This window comes from Pedobacter alluvionis (genome assembly GCF_003664035.1).
GTDB lineage: Bacteria > Bacteroidota > Bacteroidia > Sphingobacteriales > Sphingobacteriaceae > Pedobacter > Pedobacter alluvionis.
On record NZ_RCCK01000010.1, the window covers coordinates 114,706 to 131,385 of the forward strand.

14 protein-coding genes and 1 tRNA gene are annotated in these 16,680 nt (G+C 37.0%); 9 read left to right on the forward strand and 6 right to left on the reverse strand.

The window, feature by feature from the left end; translation table 11 throughout:
• The first annotated feature begins 7 nt into the window (after positions 1-7).
• The 7 genes from BCL90_RS00755 (at position 8) to BCL90_RS00785 (ending at position 5,649) form a co-directional block, all read left to right on the forward strand.
• On the forward strand, positions 8-913 hold the full coding sequence (locus BCL90_RS00755) for a hypothetical protein (RefSeq protein WP_134380514.1): 906 nt from the start codon (positions 8-10) through the stop codon (positions 911-913).
• A gap of 207 nt (positions 914-1,120) precedes the next feature.
• Positions 1,121-1,423 (forward strand): hypothetical protein, encoded by a 303-nt coding sequence (locus BCL90_RS00760; protein ID WP_121282063.1) that lies wholly within the window; start codon positions 1,121-1,123, stop codon positions 1,421-1,423.
• A gap of 177 nt (positions 1,424-1,600) precedes the next feature.
• A complete protein-coding gene (locus BCL90_RS00765; RefSeq protein ID WP_121282064.1) occupies positions 1,601-2,701 on the forward strand; it encodes an Imm5 family immunity protein in 1,101 nt (366 codons plus the stop codon).
• Positions 2,702-2,930: 229 nt separating this feature from the next.
• Entirely contained in the window at positions 2,931-3,326 is a 396-nt protein-coding gene (locus BCL90_RS00770; protein WP_121282065.1) for a hypothetical protein, read from the forward strand.
• 91 nt (positions 3,327-3,417) lie between these two features.
• On the forward strand, positions 3,418-4,245 hold the full coding sequence (locus BCL90_RS00775; RefSeq protein WP_121282066.1) for a hypothetical protein: 828 nt from the start codon (positions 3,418-3,420) through the stop codon (positions 4,243-4,245).
• A 235-nt stretch (positions 4,246-4,480) separates the two neighbouring features.
• Positions 4,481-4,747 carry a hypothetical protein gene (locus BCL90_RS00780; protein ID WP_121282067.1) on the forward strand — a complete coding sequence of 89 codons (267 nt, stop codon included), beginning with the start codon at positions 4,481-4,483 and terminating at the stop codon, positions 4,745-4,747.
• Between the two features lie 11 nt (positions 4,748-4,758).
• Positions 4,759-5,649, forward strand: coding sequence for a hypothetical protein (locus tag BCL90_RS00785; protein WP_121282068.1), 891 nt, complete (start codon positions 4,759-4,761; stop codon positions 5,647-5,649).
• A 643-nt stretch (positions 5,650-6,292) separates the two neighbouring features.
• On the opposite strand, the gene BCL90_RS00795 is transcribed toward BCL90_RS00785, so the two are convergent.
• The 6 genes from BCL90_RS00795 to BCL90_RS00820 all read right to left on the reverse strand — a co-directional run bounded on the left by BCL90_RS00795 (position 6,293) and on the right by BCL90_RS00820 (position 13,469).
• Entirely contained in the window at positions 6,293-7,576 is a 1,284-nt protein-coding gene (locus tag BCL90_RS00795; RefSeq protein WP_208529819.1) for an amidohydrolase family protein, read from the reverse strand.
• A gap of 649 nt (positions 7,577-8,225) precedes the next feature.
• Positions 8,226-9,788: a reverse transcriptase domain-containing protein gene (locus BCL90_RS00800; RefSeq protein WP_166792139.1), complete on the reverse strand. Its 1,563-nt coding sequence runs from the start codon at positions 9,786-9,788 to the stop codon at positions 8,226-8,228.
• A 315-nt stretch (positions 9,789-10,103) separates the two neighbouring features.
• Positions 10,104-11,129, reverse strand: coding sequence for a BT4734/BF3469 family protein (locus tag BCL90_RS00805; protein WP_121282072.1), 1,026 nt, complete (start codon positions 11,127-11,129; stop codon positions 10,104-10,106).
• An 81-nt stretch (positions 11,130-11,210) separates the two neighbouring features.
• The gene (locus BCL90_RS00810) at positions 11,211-11,987 is read right to left on the reverse strand and encodes a nucleotidyl transferase AbiEii/AbiGii toxin family protein (RefSeq protein ID WP_121282073.1); all 777 of its coding nucleotides are present in this window, start codon (positions 11,985-11,987) and stop codon (positions 11,211-11,213) included.
• Positions 11,977-12,990 (reverse strand): type IV toxin-antitoxin system AbiEi family antitoxin, encoded by a 1,014-nt coding sequence (locus BCL90_RS00815; RefSeq protein WP_166792140.1) that lies wholly within the window; start codon positions 12,988-12,990, stop codon positions 11,977-11,979. The genes BCL90_RS00810 and BCL90_RS00815 overlap by 11 nt, the downstream gene beginning before the upstream one ends.
• A 405-nt stretch (positions 12,991-13,395) precedes the next feature.
• Positions 13,396-13,469, reverse strand: a tRNA-Met gene (locus tag BCL90_RS00820).
• Between the two features lie 1,237 nt (positions 13,470-14,706).
• Between BCL90_RS00820 and BCL90_RS00825 the strand changes: the two genes are divergently transcribed.
• Positions 14,707-15,087: an START-like domain-containing protein gene (locus BCL90_RS00825; protein WP_055911440.1), complete on the forward strand. Its 381-nt coding sequence runs from the start codon at positions 14,707-14,709 to the stop codon at positions 15,085-15,087.
• Between the two features lie 30 nt (positions 15,088-15,117).
• On the forward strand, positions 15,118-16,542 hold the full coding sequence (locus tag BCL90_RS00830) for an LptF/LptG family permease (protein ID WP_121282075.1): 1,425 nt from the start codon (positions 15,118-15,120) through the stop codon (positions 16,540-16,542).
• Positions 16,543-16,680 lie beyond the last annotated feature (138 nt).

A 16,680-nucleotide genomic window follows, 5' to 3' on the forward strand; every position in this document is an offset into this window, starting at 1 on the left:
TTTACGTATGGAAGAAATTTTAAACCAATTAGGTATAGATAAAAGGATCATTGACCTGTCTTTTGGGGTTATTAGGCCATTTGATGAGTTTAGTAGTTGGGAATATTATGGGGCAATAGACGGAAATGATAAAAGTGGATTCCCCTATCCACCGTTATTTATTCCAATTATTATTGATTATAATTCGACCCCGATTGCTGATGGGATTATTAAACATTGGTTTACAGATAGAGTTATGTCGTTTGGATTTATGGACTTTGGGAATAGTTTTCAATTAGGAGAATCATCGATAAATCAAAACCAATATATAGAGGCCTTATTTTTTGAACAATTTACGAACCAGCATCGTTCCATTATTAACAATGAGGTGCTAGATAAAGCAAAAGAACTGGGATTGTCTGAAAATCAGTTAACTGTATTTAAAAACTTAACTGATAAAAAACAACATAATACCGAGTGTTATTTACCTTCTTTTATTTCGGACCCACCTTTAAATTGTATTCAAACCGAAAACTCTTACAAAGGTGCTCATCCTAGCAATAATGAAATTCTAATAGAGCGTAATTTAAATAATGCTTCTTTTTTTGAAATTTTCCAAAAAGAATGGATCGGTTACGAATCCCCAAAAGATAGTTTTAGTTGGTTCAAAAAGAAACCTAATTTTAAGCCAGCTGAGTATATTCCAGAATGGCTTAAACCCGAGACAAACAAACACCAATTGTTTGATAAATATGTCAGTAATAACGAATATGATAAAGCCTGGCTTACTATTAATGGCCCTGGATTTACGCCTAAAGAAGTAGGTGAGCGGTTACAACAATTAAAAGCCTACTCAAGTGATGCAACCTACCATCTATGGGCTGATTTTTGGTGTAAAAAATATGGAGATATGGATACGTTTATTTTTATTTAGTGGCTGTTGTTGGTGAAATCGTGTTTTGAAGATTTCTAATGAGGGGTGTATATTCAACGGGAATATTCGATATGGCATTTATTGCGATCATGAATTAAATTGTGAAATTGAACGTTTAAGTAAGGGGAATATGTAGTAAATGCCAAAATGTATGCAGCATGGAGATTTTAATCCATCAAGTATACACACCATTAAAAAATAAATAATATGATAGATATTAATTTATATAAACAAGAAGTAAAAGAATTAACTAATCTTTTATTAACAGATTGGCAAGATATTCGAAATATTGCTTTAGATGAGGATTTGAATTTAGATACAACTTTTCTATTGGGCTTTGTTGAAACCGAAGAAGATGAGGAATTTGGTTTATTTTATAATAAGCAAAAAGGACTATTGAAGTTTGAAAAAACTATAAATTCGGTAAAAGTTACTCCAACAACAATTAAAGAAATTGAAAATGATTTTCCACAAGTTATTGTATTAACTGATATTGATAATAATTGGTAGATTCTCAAGAATAGTGTTAGAACTTCTTAATACAATTCACAATATGGAGCTATAAAATTTGATCCAGTAGTTTATTGACTGCTTTTTGCAAAATACAGTTGATGAAAGGCGTATATAGGCAGATTAATTTTTAATGAAGAGGACATAGATGAATTCAAAACGAGTTTTTTCCTAATTATGAATACTGCATTACAAAAAATAAAACAAAGTGCACAACAAGAAATCAGTCAAGATAAACTTGGTATGCTTGAAATTTCAACAAGAAATTCTATTTTCAATTTATTTAACGACAGTAAAAAATCAGTATTTCTTTTATTGCATACATTAAAAGATTATGAATATATGTGGGATGAAGCATGGCCACAGGATAAAAGCTGGAGTGATTTATTTTATACGATACTAGATTTTGTTGATCAAAATATCAAAAAAGAAGAATTAGAACCTTTTCTTAGAAAGCAGCATACCTATATGGAACGGCGATTACAGGAAAAGAAATATGATGCAGCGTATATTGGTTTGGCTTTAGTATACGCAGGATATGAAATAATTTCTGGAAACTTCATCATTCCAGTAATTGAAGATGAATTTTCTTTAGAACCCGAAGAATGGAGTTCAATGTTTGTAGCATCGCTTTCATATAACGGTGGCGCTGAAGATTTAAATGATCTTATTCCAGAAAAAAATAGGTTTTTTTGGAATAGTTTTCTCGGGAATATTCAGGATGCATATGATTTGAAAGGTTTCTCGCCAAAGGTTGTAGAGACTGAAAAAGAACAGGTTGAATTAAAAAGAACTCAGCCAAATCATATTTTAGATAGTGAAAAAACTAGATTTCTAATTAATAATCTGGATGACATATATAGCCCAATTATTAAAGAGAATAATTGGGTCGAATTCAAGGTTGAGTCGTATTATGTTAATGGAAAGCATTCAATGATTGGATTTTATAAATATGCTGAAGGATCTGATTGGGAAAAATATGATAATACAAAATTATTTCTTTTAAACAATAAACATAAGGTTAAGGATTTAGTTAAGGAACTAAGAATTAGTATGTATGATAAAAGGCCATCGGAGGGCGCCTGGTATAAGCTTGAGCTTATTTTAGATTTAAATGATACTCCGTTATTACATTTTTATTACGATACTTATTTTCAGTTTTTTGAAAAATGGACAGATCAATTAGACTTTTACAAAGACTTTAAGGACTTCAGCAGGGATGAAGAATATACGCCTCTTTGGTTAAAAGATATTATAATCTATAACAAACCCGTTTAATGAATAAGCCATCGAATCAATTAGAACTATCAATTTTTCATTAAATTGTAGATCATAATAATTAGTGGACGAATTAAGTTTAGTGGTATTTTATATCTATCGAAGGGTAAATCATCTAATAGGGTTATTATATTTGACTTAATTAATTATAGAAAAATATAAAAACCAAATAATTGGGTGCAAGCATGAAACGTTTTTTTTAAATAAACTAGATAGAGTAACAAATAATATGAAATTATGCTTTGATCATTGGAATAAAAATAGAGATGAAGGCAGTGAAATAGAAATAAATTCCTCAAATGTTAATGATATATCTAGTTATTTAACAAGACTAGATCAAAAAGAATTCACTCAAATTTCATTAAATGGGAAAACCAACTCTTTAATGATAGGCGGTGGTAAGAACGCTTATGTTTGCACATTTATGATCGGAGATAACGAACAGTATTTCAATTTGATAAATGTTAAAGACAATTCAAATGACGATGTAGAAGTTGTAACTGGTGGGCAAGGAGGAATTTTTGAACAAAAAATAGTTGTAGATCTTCCATTAGCTTTAGAAGCAATGCAATATTTTATTATAAATGAAGAAATGAGCCCACAGTTAACCTGGGAAGAGGATTAATAATGTTTTAATATGTCCGTAAATGCAATGGTATTTTATTAGACTTAATCATCTATAGAGAAACTTGAAACCCAAATAACGGGATACTAGCATGAAAGAATTGTTTTTCAATAAACTAGATATCGACCCACGTGTTATAAAACTCATTTTCAAAGAAGTTGAATTACCGCGTTTTCTTGATGATTTTAATTCATTAAATGAATACTGGTATCCGCATCCCCCTTGTTTTATCCCTTTATTTCTGAGGCATGGAGCATCTTACAAGGGAATTAATAACCACTTTTTCTGTGAAAGAAAGGTAACGTATACTGAATTTTTTCTCGAAAACGGGTATATTTCAGAAATTGCGAGAGATTCAAATCAATTTATTGCTTTGATTATCTTAAAGATGATTATAATAAAAGACGGTGTAACAGCGGATATTATATCATTTTGTGATTCAGTCGGTTTTTCAGATTACGAAATAATAGATAAGTTTTCAATTGAGTTTGGAGATGACCCAAAACACTTTGAGAAATTGATCTATTTTAAAGATAAATTACCGTTCAAAAACATCAAGAATTTAGAAGATTATAATGGGGACTTTCCATCCTCACTGGCTATTCTTAATGCTAATTTAGAAAATGCTGCGCTATTTGAGATTGCCCCTACAGAAGCTTTAAATGGAGTTGGAAATCTTCCGCCATGGCTTGAAATCAATAATGAAATTAATAATGTTGATGTTTTTCAGGATTATTTAAGTAAAAACCTTTTAAAGGAAGCTTGGCTTCTTTTAAATAAAAAAGGATGGTTACTTAAGGATGTTGCTTCATGTCTTGAAGACCTGAAAGTGAAAGCCAATGATGAATTATTTAATTTGGTAGCAGATAACTGGATTAATGGTTGGAAAAAATCAACCTTCTTAGATGGGAATTATTAGTGATGCTCTTATTTTTTACTGATGAAATAAAAATATAGATGAAGGAAGTTAAAGTAGAGATTACTTCTATGAAAAACATTTAATATATAAAAGTTAGTACCTATGGGATCAGGCGAGAGAAAATCTTCTTCGAAACGACAATCAACATTTAAAAAATTATCTCGAAGGAAGAAGAGGTAAAATCGATCCAAATAACAGAAGAAGTGCTTCCTATGAAAGAAAAGCATTTGATGCAATGAGAACTGAATTTAAAAAACTGGCAAATCAAAATGGGCACCAGATTCCTGATGGACCCGTGCATCACAACAACTGGAGTATCAAAAAGTATTCTGACAACGCAATTGATCCTAAGAAGCTATATCCGACAGAAAGTATGTCACAACATATGGATATTCACAGGGAAACAACTTCTGGCCATATTACAAGAGATCCAATCTCGCCACAACATGAAAAACCATTGTATGAATACAATCCAAGACCAATTGATGATAACGACAATTAAAGAATAAATAAGTGGAAGAAGTTTTAAAAAAATTAGAAGTAGATTCAAGAATAATAGATCTGGCTATGGGAAGAATTCCATTGTATAGTGAATACAGTGGCTATAAATATTTTGGTAAATTAAATAATGAAAAATCGTTCCCGCAGCCACCATTCTTTATTCCAATAGTGATCAATTATGATGGCACTCCGGTTTCCTACGGCATAATAAATCATTGGTTTGCTGACAGGAAGTCCTCTTATGGAGATATGGATTTTGCTAACGAATTTGACGTTGGAGAATTCGCTCTGACTGCAGATCAATTTTTAGATAGCCTATTAACAGAAGAATACGATAATCTGGTTGAAGAAGGTAATTTAAATGAGGTGAAAAGAGTATTCAAATCATCTGCTTCCATAGATTTACTACAAGATTTAAGTAAGAATGAAGCTTTTAATAATTCTGATCTTCCTTCTTTTTTCAATTTTAAACCAATTGGTTATTTTACTGAATTAGAACAAGATTTATATAAAGGAACTTTCCCTACCAATAATGAAATTCTAATAGAGCGTAATTTAAATAAAGCTTCTTATTTTGAAATTGCTCACAAGGAATGGATAGGTTATATAGAGAAAAAGAGTGGTTTTAGTTTGTTTAAGAAGAAGTCTCCTTATGAAGCAGCTGAAAATGTTCCTGAATGGCTTAAGCCAAAGACTAACAAACAGCAGTTGTTTGATAAATATGTCAGTAATAACGAATATGATAAAGCCTGGCTTACTATTAATGGCCCCGGATTTACGCCTAAAGAAGTAGGTGAACGGTTACAACAATTAAAAGCCTACTCAAATGAAGAAGCCTACCATCTATGGGTCGATTTTTGGTGTAAAAAATATGGAGATACGGATACGTTTATTTTTATCTAGTGGCCTGTTGTGCCTTAACTAACCCGCTCGGCATGTTCCGCAAGGCTATGTCGAACTAAGGATAAAAAGAGTTTTGTGAATTCATACTAAGGTTTGCGAATAAATACAACTGGATTTTGAAATCCAGGTTTATGGACAGTACGTTTAAAAAGTTGGCAGCACAAAGGGAGGTACAGATACTTTCGGATCAGGTGCGCCATAACAATTGGCATATTGAGAAATATTCGGATAATGCATTAGATTCCAAAAAACTTTATCCAACTGAACCTACAACCTCCCCACTATCCGTAGCGTTCCGCAGGAGTTCTACGGATGAGTCAATAAAAAAGAGTCTCAGACTCGGCTAAGAAAATGAAATAGCGTTAAACAAAAAAGCCCATCTTTCGATGAGCTTTTTAGCTGTAGCCGTTACTGGACAAATTTCGAATTTTTTCTTACCTGCTTTGCAGGAATTGGCGAAAGTTGCTAATTATCTTAAACATTAAAATAAGGTTCGTTTTTTTGTAATACATCTATTTTAAAGAACTTATAACATTTGTACTTTGTTATTTCAGCGTGAACTGCAATTAAGTCTTATAAATTGTTGGAAACTGAATGTTGAGAAGGCACAGTTGACTATGGAATCAGTGGCCTCGCCGATTTCTCATTCAAAATTCATTCTTTTTTTCCAGTCATATTTATTTTTATTGGCGGTATTTCGTTCTGCCACAGCACTAAGCATACTATCCATTATCTTTTTATCTATCCATTTGCCATTCAAGAATACACCAGCTATTTTTCTTGTGTTTCGTATATCCTGTAGTGGATTAGCATCCAGTAATACAAGATCGGCATATTTTCCAACTTCTACAGTTCCGATCTTGTCTTCAATTCCCAGCCAGATTGCAGGTAATCGTGTGGCCGATACCAATGCTTCTTCCGGACTAAGACCGGCTTTCACGAGGAGTTCAATTTCGTCGTGAAGCGAGAACCCCCAAACGACCCCAGGATTCCCGGCATCTGTGCCTGCAACAATAGGTACTCCAGCTTCCTTAAATGCTTTAACTAAACGCATGTTAAACTCAACCATTTTCTCAAAATAGCGAATGCGTCCAGTCGTACTTTCCTGGTTGTAAGAATTTGAATATAACCATCTGCTTTGTATGAGCGGATGCACATATTTAAGACTGGAAAGATTACGAACACCTTCAAGCGAACGCGACTGGCTGAGAATCCACTCCATCGTAGTTAAAGTCGGTGTAAACCAGGTTCCATTTGCCTTAGTGATCTTCGCATAATATTGTGCGTCCTGATCAGTGAAATCCTCGCTTTGTTTAGCATATTCTTCCGCATGAGCAACCATAGCGAAATTAGGCACAAAGGCGTCATCTATGTGGCCCTTAAACACATCCGGAATATGACCAACAACCTTCATTCCCTGCTTGCTGGCTTCATCAACGATCGCTTTATACGTTTCTACGTTCAGGTGAGCGTATACTTTTACAAATTCGTACCCCTGGGCTTTGGCCATACGTACTGTCTGTCGACCGTCAGCGGCTGTATTGGCCTTATTACCAGAACCCTCTCCTCCATCTATCAGCATTGCCAGCGCCATGCGGGGGCCGTACAGGTTTCCTTTTAAGATTTCATTTCTCTGTCCAAAATGCTCAACCCTTGCATTTAACTCAAAAGCTGTCGTAACACCGTTTACGACATATAATAACATAAAATCCTGTGTGTCCGTAAAAATTGTGGCTCCTTTTGTTGGATAACTTGAGCTTAGATTGATGTCGGCCAAATTGTGGACATGCATATCAATTAGTCCCGGAATTAGCCATTTACCTTTTCCGTTAATGATCTTAGCCTTATCTGGAACTGGCTGGTTAATGGAAAAGATTTTCTTATTTTTAATGATCACCGTAGCATTACTAATGATCTTACTTTCCATTGTCATCGGAATAATGTTGACATTTTTGATGACATATATTTCTTCCTTCTGAATATTTTCCTTTGATGATATACGCCCAAAGGATTGATCTAAAACCGTGCATTGGCAGAATATCAGGATAATAAAAAATATTAAAGATAGATGGGATATTTGTTTTTTACTCATTGTAGACATAAAGATAATTAAAATTCTACATTCCTGAGTTGTTAGTCAGTTTGTGGCGTTAAAATCTAGATTAGAGATAGTTGATCCGCAGGAGTTCTACGGATGAGCCAATAAAAAAGAGTCTCCGACTCGGCTTAGATAAAATGAAATAGCTTTAACCAAAAAAAGCCCATCTTTCGATGAGCTTTTAATCAGTAGAGTCAATCCGCGGAAAATCGAACTTTTATGAACATTGTGAAGCAATAATAAATTTTGAAAAAGTGGTCAATAACAAGATTGAGGGACAGTATAGAAAAAAGAGAAATGCTCAACCGAAATAATCAATATCGATTCAAATCTTCTGTCTTAACAATTTCCAGTAATATGAAACCTATTCTCATATTACTTGAATCTAAATTAATGCATCTCAAAAAAATATCTGACGGAAAAAAATTTCTAATATAATATTGCAATTCCACAAAGAAATCACAAAAGGGGCAGCCAATTATTTTGTTGCCTCATCATTTTTTGCTTTCAGCGTCTGGTAAAAGTAGCTGTAAGGATTTCCATGGTAAGTCTGCTCAATTTGCTTAATTGAATCATTTTCCTCCGCGTCAGGCTTCTGCTCTTCAGCCTTCATCTTAGCAATCTTTTTCCTAAGTTTCAATAACAACCGGTTTCTGCTACTGTCCAATCTTTTAAGCTGAATCCTCGAATATTTATTGTCTGTCAAAAGTTTGTAGCCGCTTACCCAACACATTTCGTTTTTCATGGTTTTGTAGTTCCAAAGTGCAACCCTCCCGACTGACATACCAATTAGCCTGCTGGCGACAGATTCATAAATTGTGTTCTTCTCACTTCTGCATAATGGGTCTTTTAAAATCAATTTTAGATCTCCAACGACCTTGTACTGTTTCTTCATTTCTTTTATCAAAGAACTTTTGCGCACCCTTATATGTCCCTGATAGTGCACTTCGTATCCAACAAAACCAATCCATGGAGATCCGGCAGCCCGGTCGCTTCCCCATTTGTAACAGTATTTTGATTTTTCCTTCCAAAAGTGAGCGTGGCTGCTATATGGAGCGGCTACTGGAATGTGAATGACAAGTTTTCGATCTTTTATCCCATGCATGTAGGCTTCGAACGCTGAAAGGCATTTTTCTCTTTTCGGATGGATGATCAGCATATCGTCGCAAAATCTCACATATAACAAATCGCCATCCTGGTGCTTCATAATTTTTCGGTCTACATTGTTCAGTACTGCATTGGCTATCAGTCCGGAGAGGGCGCCGCCTTGAGGTATCCCAATGCGCACATTGCCAAGGTGCTTATAGTATCCACTTTGAAGAAGCTCGTTTTTTACCCAACCATATTCACCGTTCGGAATCTTGAATGTCTTGAAATGGGACTGGTTATTGTTTAAGAGCAACACCATTTTATTGAAGGTGTATACCTTCAAGTAATCGAAAAGTATTTTTTTTGCATTGGCAAGGTCATCGACTGATTGTTCTCTAATCAATTTTCTGTTAAAAAACTGGTTAAATACTTTTTTTATTACCGAATGGTTGACTGTGTCGAAGAATTTTTTCATGTCACATTCTGCGACATAAAGTGCGCCATCCCCATACTGCTTCCTGTATTCCATTACCTCCGCTACTGGCTCGTGGTGCGTAGGGCACATCATCTTGCCCTTAATCAACCTTTTTGATCTGAAAGCATAGGAGCTATCAATGAATAGTGGGTCGAAAATTGCTGTAAGATATCTATTGGTAACGCTTAATATGATTTTGTCCTTTAGTCCAAAAGAAGCAATCGGACGACATATATTAACCTTAACTGGATCAGCTTTGTCCTCCTTGAGCTGGGGAATGATCTTAGGCGCTCCGATCTTATAATCTCCTCCATGTACGGCATTCTGAATCTCCTTGATGAAAGCATCGAGCTTACTAAGAAACGGAGCATCTGGTTCGCATGCTCTGTAATACCTTAGGGTGGCATATAATGACATCAATGTCTTTTCACTGCTGCTAACTGCAATGCCATCTTTAATTCTTTTTCTTTTGAGCACAGTCTTCCATTTTTTTCTGGGAGGGAAAAAACTGCACAATAGTTCTTCATTTTTCGAAGGCTTAGTGTTATGGTAGTTGTGGGCCGGATTTCCCGTATGGATGTGGATCAAATGCTCTTTGTTACGCCTGTGGGCTAACTTGACCCGCATTTTGCAAAGCATCTCCAAGATAACCCGGTCAGTAGTATAGTCCCTAAGTGGTCGCATAAAAGAAAAGATAGGGGTTCCTGACTAGAAAATACTGAACTATTTGAGCGCCTCCCAACTTTGTCGTGCACAGAACGGCCGTTAATACTTGCGACAGTGAATCCATTTTCATGATTTCTCCGCCACCTTAGGTACCCCTATCTCTTCTCCATAGCCAACTTTCTTGGCGTAAAATATTATGGTTCCAAAGCTAAACCTTCCCATCGAATTGGCAAAACAATATTCCAACATATTTTTGCATGCTGTTTCATCGAAGGCTTTGCCATCCATCTTTGATAGGGCAAGGTAATATTTTAAAGCAAGTTCGTGGGTAAATGTATTGGCCATGGCATATCCGATTTCATACCAGTTTTGGAAACTGCTGGTAATCGACAGGTTTCTCTTTGTAAGGAATCTGATGATTGCCTGGATTCGGGCCCGGCTGGACTGGCTGTTTTTGCCCTTTGGATTAAATTTCTGATCCATGGTAGCCTCTGCCGAATACGTATATTCTGCAGACTTTATCGATTCCCGAGTACGGGTTATTTCTTCTGGTGAATAAACGATTGGAAAGGAAAGGATTTTATCCTGAAGGAAAAGTAAAGGATCATGGGAGAAGAAGCATAACCTGGTCACATCGCTTCCGCTGGTATCGAGGGCTATTCCGTATTTCTCAAGAAAATAATCATATATTTTCCTAAAGCCATAGGTATGGTGAAAGTTGATTTGGGCAGCTAGGGTATCTGCAGGAAATTCAAAGTGGACGAGCCCCTTCACTCCAGCCATAGATGGCGACTCCCAAAAGGTGAAGACATATGGGTCGTCGGCAAACTGCATTTTTACCTGTTCCAACTGTTCCGCTGTAAGTTTATCTATATCGAGTACGCACAGGCCATTGTAAACTGCTATCGATTGGTGCTTCCTTTTTTCAGTAAAATCAGCAGCAAAGGTAACAGCGGGAAGTTTTCTTTTTTCCTGGTCATAAGTATCTCTATCTCCCGCAGCAAGATACCCGCGAAGCCTGTCCACCTGTTTTTTGTAGGTGCCGTTTTTGATCATATCCAGACTCTGGCCTACGGTCAGGTGTCTGGTGATGCCGCTCCAGGAATTATACTGGAAAGCGACCGGTTGAGAACGTATTTCTTCGAGCGTCATTATGGTGGATTAATTCATGGATAAAATATAAATAAGTTTGGAACTTGCCTGGTTCAAGAGTAATGAATCGCGTAAAAATGGTTAGGTGTTTTCATTGAGTCCATCAAGCATTGCCGACCATCTCGGTGTTGGTCTTTTTGTCAATATTCCGGATATCCGTTCCAGAAGCTTTGGCGAGTCCTTGAGCATCAGGTGCATTTTGCGTCCGATCACCCTGGCGCAAACCAGTTGTATATAGTCACGTTCATTAGTGTCATACATCTCCATCACATCGAAGTGATGCTCATAGATGTCCCCATCATAAAGATCAAAATAACTCTGAATGATGTGCTCGATATCACTGATGTCCTTGGTCCGTTGCGGCCTGTCATCGTTTGCAAGCAGTTTCAGCATAATGATTCCTTCCATGGAGCACACTTTTATCCTTTGTCCGTCCGTCAGCTCAACATCCTGCACGAACGGATAAATCTCAGTGAAGCCGGGCATATGGAGTACAAATGTGGGGTCAGTTAGCTTTACATTGCCGTCGGGTTCTTCTATTTTACCAAATGGCAAAAGGTCAAGCTCTACCGCTCCTTTGTAGAAAAGCTTTATGGCTTCCGACTCATGAACCTCGAAAAGGCCTGTAGATACTAATTCCGACTTTATCCTATTGTACTGACCCTGGTCATTTATCGTAATGGCTAGGTCAACGTCCTTAGTCATTCTGGTAGAAGCGAGTTCCTGGTTCACAGAAAGATTGATATCGCGTGCGACTGCCCCAACCAGGTAAAAGTCAATTTCGAATTTTGAAAATACTTCCTGAAGAACCGCGAGCATTTCCGATATGACCGGTTCTAGTATATACCTATTTAACATATTTTTCCTTTATGCGTGCCGCGGTTTCTCTGTTTCTGCTGTCTAAGCTGCTGATTAGTTCTGCATAGGCCAATAGGGGCGGAACTGTATCCCCGCCGTTGAATATTTCTTCGTTCCAGAATGGCCTGAGCAGCTCTACCTCACCATTGTGGTCGGGAACGATTTTCATTTTCTTCATCAGATCAAACCGGTCCTGGTCTGAGTAGATGGTATAGACTTCAGGCGATAGGTATTTTGTTAAAATGGCGCCGGCAGTTTCTCCTCCCCAATAGATCCCAAGGTCAGATGCCGCATGACTATGCCAATTTTCCCTGTCCTCCTTCTTGTTGAACCGGAACTTGCCAACTAGTTGCTTTGGTCTGAGTGTAACTCTGTACATGTCTGCCCATTTGTCGATTAGTATCTGCCTGTTATCAACCAGGAGCATTTCCTGTTTGTTCCTTGAACCTTCTATGATGAAGCCTTCACGTTTCATTTCATAAATAAAGTTTCCGACATTTCCCAGTGCAACACCGGCGGTATAGGCAATCCTGCGGTACGGAGCGTTCAATAGTTCTTCGTCCATCAGCACGGCAAAAATGAACTTCATGCCTGATGGTGCCCATAACTTGGTTTCTTCTATTGCTAAAGGCTGGTTCTTTTGGTCGCTCACATAGATGTACATGCCCTTGGTTGCTATATAACAATTGCCTGAACTTTCCAGGTAGCTGATCCCATTGGCCTTCATTTCATCTTTCATCGGAGCAGGTATATATCTTGATACCATCAACAGGTTCCCATTTATGGTCTTTTGTTTCTCCAATAGGTTGGCTAATGCGGCGGTTCGGATCTCCGTTTTTACCTCGACTTCTAACAGAACGCTTTGGAGGCCATGTTGCAACTCTATGATCGCATCTGCTCTTCTTTCCTTGTCTGGTCTGTCCAGCACCTTTATTTCCATCCCCGTCAGCTCCATAAGCTTGCTCAATGCTGGCAGTAATATCTGTTCATGCTTGATGTTCATAATTTTAATATGTTCATGTAACATGAACAAGCAAATATAATGAACATTAATCTTTACTACAACTTAAACTATTATTATGTTCATTAATAATGTTATGTTCATGTATCGTGAACGCGTCTTATTCATGAACACCATGTTCTCAACGAACATCATTTCCTATATAATTATGATCATTAACTTATAGATTGGTATGCAAATCTGATCCCACATTGTCCAAGTAAGCATCAGAAGAGAATTGTTAAATCCTACATATTTCACTCTCTGAATGATATAATGGAGAAAGTGTAGGAATGGATGGTGGATTACAAATGCCGTCGACCACACCAATACTTTTAATGCGATAGAAAACTCACTCAATGCACCCTTAAACAAAAAAAGCCCATCTTTCGATGAGCTTTTGATCAGTAGCGGGGAGCAGGATCGAACTGCCGACCTCAGGGTTATGAATCCTGCGCTCTAACCATCTGAGCTACCCCGCCGGGCTTAATATTTACTAAATAACGTAAATATCGATGTGGTTATTTTTAAGAGTTGCAAATATAGAATAAATATACATTCTATTAAAAAGAAATGTGAAAAATACTATAAAGTGCTATTGCTCAGTAAATTTGATTGTTTTGGTAGGCTGTTTTTTCCATTTTTAGCCTTGAGCGCAATGTTTTTTGGAATAAATAACGCAACGAATTGCCGTAAATCGGCAGGTATGTGCCAAAATTAAATTTATTCCTGGTCTTAGTATGTTATTTAGAATGTTGTTTATGGCAACTGCAGGCGTATTTCCGCCGGCCATTTGCGCTGATAAATTAATGCGTTCAACAAGATTGATTACCCCCTGGTGCTACCAGGTTCTCACCAAAGTAACCCTTACTATAGCTGATGTTCGGCAATCCTTTACCCTTTAGGTAATGAATGAGGTAACGCCAGGGTAAAGAATAGGTAAGCAAAGGGTAACGCTGGGGTTAACCTTGTATAGAGAAAGGGTAAACAAAAGGTAAAGGATGGGTAAAGGAATTTGGTGTGTCCTATACTGAAGCCAATTAATCAGTCCGGAGTCTTATTCGAAGTTACTTAACAGATTTCAACAATTACTGGCCTTTCTTAACCATATAAGACATATAAGGTTCATATAAGTTCAATCGAAAACTTAAATAGACTAATATTCCTTATATGGTGAAAGACCTGTACACCAGTTTTTTATAGCAGATTTAGTGATATTCTTTATCACCCAGCTCGGCGACTTTTTGCCTTCTATCGGTGTGCTTAGTGCTTAAATAACCATATAAGACATATAAGTTCAATCGAAAACTTAAATGGACTAAATTCCTTATATGGTGAAAGGACTTTACGCCCGCTTTTTATAACAGATTTAGCGGTATTCTTTATCCCTAACCAACTCTGCGGCCTTTGTGCCTTCTCTCGGTGCGCTTTGTGGTTAAGAATATGGAGAATATAAGATAGATAATGGAGCTTTTAGTCAGAAGCCAGTTAACCGATGAAATCAGGCCGGAGTTCAGAGTTGGTAGTCTTGAGTCGATTAACCGATTTAAACAATTAACCGATTAACCTCAATAACCAATGAGCCAATGGCAAATGAACCGATAAACTAGCCCTTGGAACCAATAAAAATTATATTGTTGCAGATATAGAATAAATTACCTTTCTTTAGAAAAATAATATTAAAAAATAGTCCGGAAATTATCCTGGTAGTGTACTAACATGGCAGAAAAGAAAAAATTTACACTAGAGTACGAAGTTAGATCGTCACCACGAATATTGTATAGTTTTATAAGTGAGCCAAACGGCTTATCGCAATGGTTTGCGGATGATGTAAATTTTCGTGATCAGGTATATACTTTTACCTGGGATGATGAGCAGTTAAAAGCCAAACTGGTTTCCATTAAAGAAAATAAACTGGTTAAATTTAAGTGGCTGGATGATGAACCTCAATGTTATTTTGAGATGGAAATTGTACAGGACGAACTAACCAACGACGTTGCCCTCTCGATCACCGATTTTACTACTGATGAGCTTCTTGCAGAGAAAAAATTAATCTGGGATAACCAGATCGATTATCTGATTAGCGTTTTGGGTGCGTAATATTATCTCCGTATTGTTTACCTTTGTAGGGTGAAAAAAATACATCTTCTATTAATAAAAGCATTTGTGAAGCCATTCATAGCAACATTTTTTGTTATGATGTTTATTCTATTGATGTTTTTTCTGTTTAAATGGATTGATGATTTAATTGGAAAAGGTTTCGAATGGTACACCATTCTGGAGCTTATGTATTATGCTTCGGCCGCCAACGTATCCATGGCGCTGCCACTATCTGTATTACTTTCTTCCATCATGACTTTTGGTACACTGGGCGAAAATTATGAGCTGGTGGCCATTAAATCGGCAGGGATTTCTTTGCAGAAAGCCATGCGCCCCCTGTTTGTGGTAATTTTAATGCTCACAGTAGCCTCTTTCTTTTTTGCCAACTACATGCTGCCCAAAGCTAACCTCAAATTTGGTTCGTTGCTGTATGATATCAGGAATAAAAAACTTTCATTTTTAATTAAACCAGGGGTTTTTAATAATGCCATTCCGGGTTATGCCATCCGTGTTGATTCTAAGGAGGAAGACGGTACGCTGCACAATATCATGATTTATGATCACCGTGAAAATAACGGCATTCCGAAAGTAATTCTGGCAAGAGAGGGAAAAATGAATAAAACTGCCGATGGTAAGTTTTTGGTGCTTAACCTTAAAAATGGTGTGCAGTACGAGGAGCAGTCTTCGAAAAACGGCATGTACAACCCCAGGCAGATTTTTACACGGAACCGTTTTAAAGAAACTTCACCGCGTTTCGATATGTCGTCTTTTGATCCCAATACCACCGACCCTAATGCTTTCGGAAACAGTACGCCAATGTTAAACCTGAAAGGGATTGTAAGAAAGCGCGATTCGTTGACCAAACAATTGGATACAATGAAAATGCGTACCATTGCTAACCTCAACAGTAACTTCAAACAGTTTAATGTGGCCAGAGGTTATACGAAGGTAAAAGCCGCGCCGAAAGAAATTGATGATGTAATATTAAAGAGCATTCCTAACGGATCGCGGAAACTGGCCCTCGATAATGCAAGCAGTACGGTTGCAAATATTATGCAGCATGTACCCAACTGGGGTCCGCGCCAAACCGATTTAACCGGCGAAATTATTTTTGCTACAGTAGAATACCAGCGTAAATTTACCCTGGCCGCATCTTGCATCCTGTTGTTTTTTATTGGTGCGCCATTGGGTGCCATTATTCGGAAAGGGGGCATGGGTTTACCTGTGGTGGTGGCCATTTGTTTCTTCCTGGTGTACCACATTATTACCACGGTGGCCGAAAAATCAGCACGCGAAGGTAATTTAAACCCTATACTCGGGATGTGGATTGCCGTAATTGTTTTGTCGCCGCTGGCTGCTTTTCTAACCTATAAAGCTACAGTAGATTCGGCCTTGTTTGATGTAAATTACTACAAGCAGCTCTTTCTTAAATTGTTTAAAAAGAGGGAAAAATAGGCCTTTTTCCTTTACTTACAGATGATATTTTAATCCAAATATTGCTCAATAAGGTTGTACATTTGTATGGGTTATTGTTTGTGGTATAAATTGATTTTAATACGCCTCACACACCATTTTGCCCCATAATGTTTATAA

Excerpts from the sequence above, each read along its gene's own strand:
- BCL90_RS00755 (WP_134380514.1), top strand. The coding sequence starts at position 8 with ATGGAAGAAATTTTAAACCAATTAGGTATAGATAAAAGGATCATTGAC.
- BCL90_RS00760 (WP_121282063.1), top strand. The coding sequence starts at position 1,121 with ATGATAGATATTAATTTATATAAACAAGAAGTAAAAGAATTAACTAAT.
- BCL90_RS00765 (WP_121282064.1), top strand. The coding sequence starts at position 1,601 with ATGAATACTGCATTACAAAAAATAAAACAAAGTGCACAACAAGAAATC.
- BCL90_RS00770 (WP_121282065.1), top strand. The coding sequence starts at position 2,931 with ATGAAATTATGCTTTGATCATTGGAATAAAAATAGAGATGAAGGCAGT.
- BCL90_RS00775 (WP_121282066.1), top strand. The coding sequence starts at position 3,418 with ATGAAAGAATTGTTTTTCAATAAACTAGATATCGACCCACGTGTTATA.
- BCL90_RS00780 (WP_121282067.1), top strand. The coding sequence starts at position 4,481 with ATGAGAACTGAATTTAAAAAACTGGCAAATCAAAATGGGCACCAGATT.
- BCL90_RS00795 (WP_208529819.1), bottom strand. The coding sequence starts at position 7,576 with ATGGAAAGTAAGATCATTAGTAATGCTACGGTGATCATTAAAAATAAG.
- BCL90_RS00805 (WP_121282072.1), bottom strand. The coding sequence starts at position 11,129 with ATGACGCTCGAAGAAATACGTTCTCAACCGGTCGCTTTCCAGTATAAT.
- BCL90_RS00810 (WP_121282073.1), bottom strand. The coding sequence starts at position 11,987 with ATGTTAAATAGGTATATACTAGAACCGGTCATATCGGAAATGCTCGCG.
- BCL90_RS00815 (WP_166792140.1), bottom strand. The coding sequence starts at position 12,990 with ATGAACATCAAGCATGAACAGATATTACTGCCAGCATTGAGCAAGCTT.
- BCL90_RS00825 (WP_055911440.1), top strand. The coding sequence starts at position 14,707 with ATGGCAGAAAAGAAAAAATTTACACTAGAGTACGAAGTTAGATCGTCA.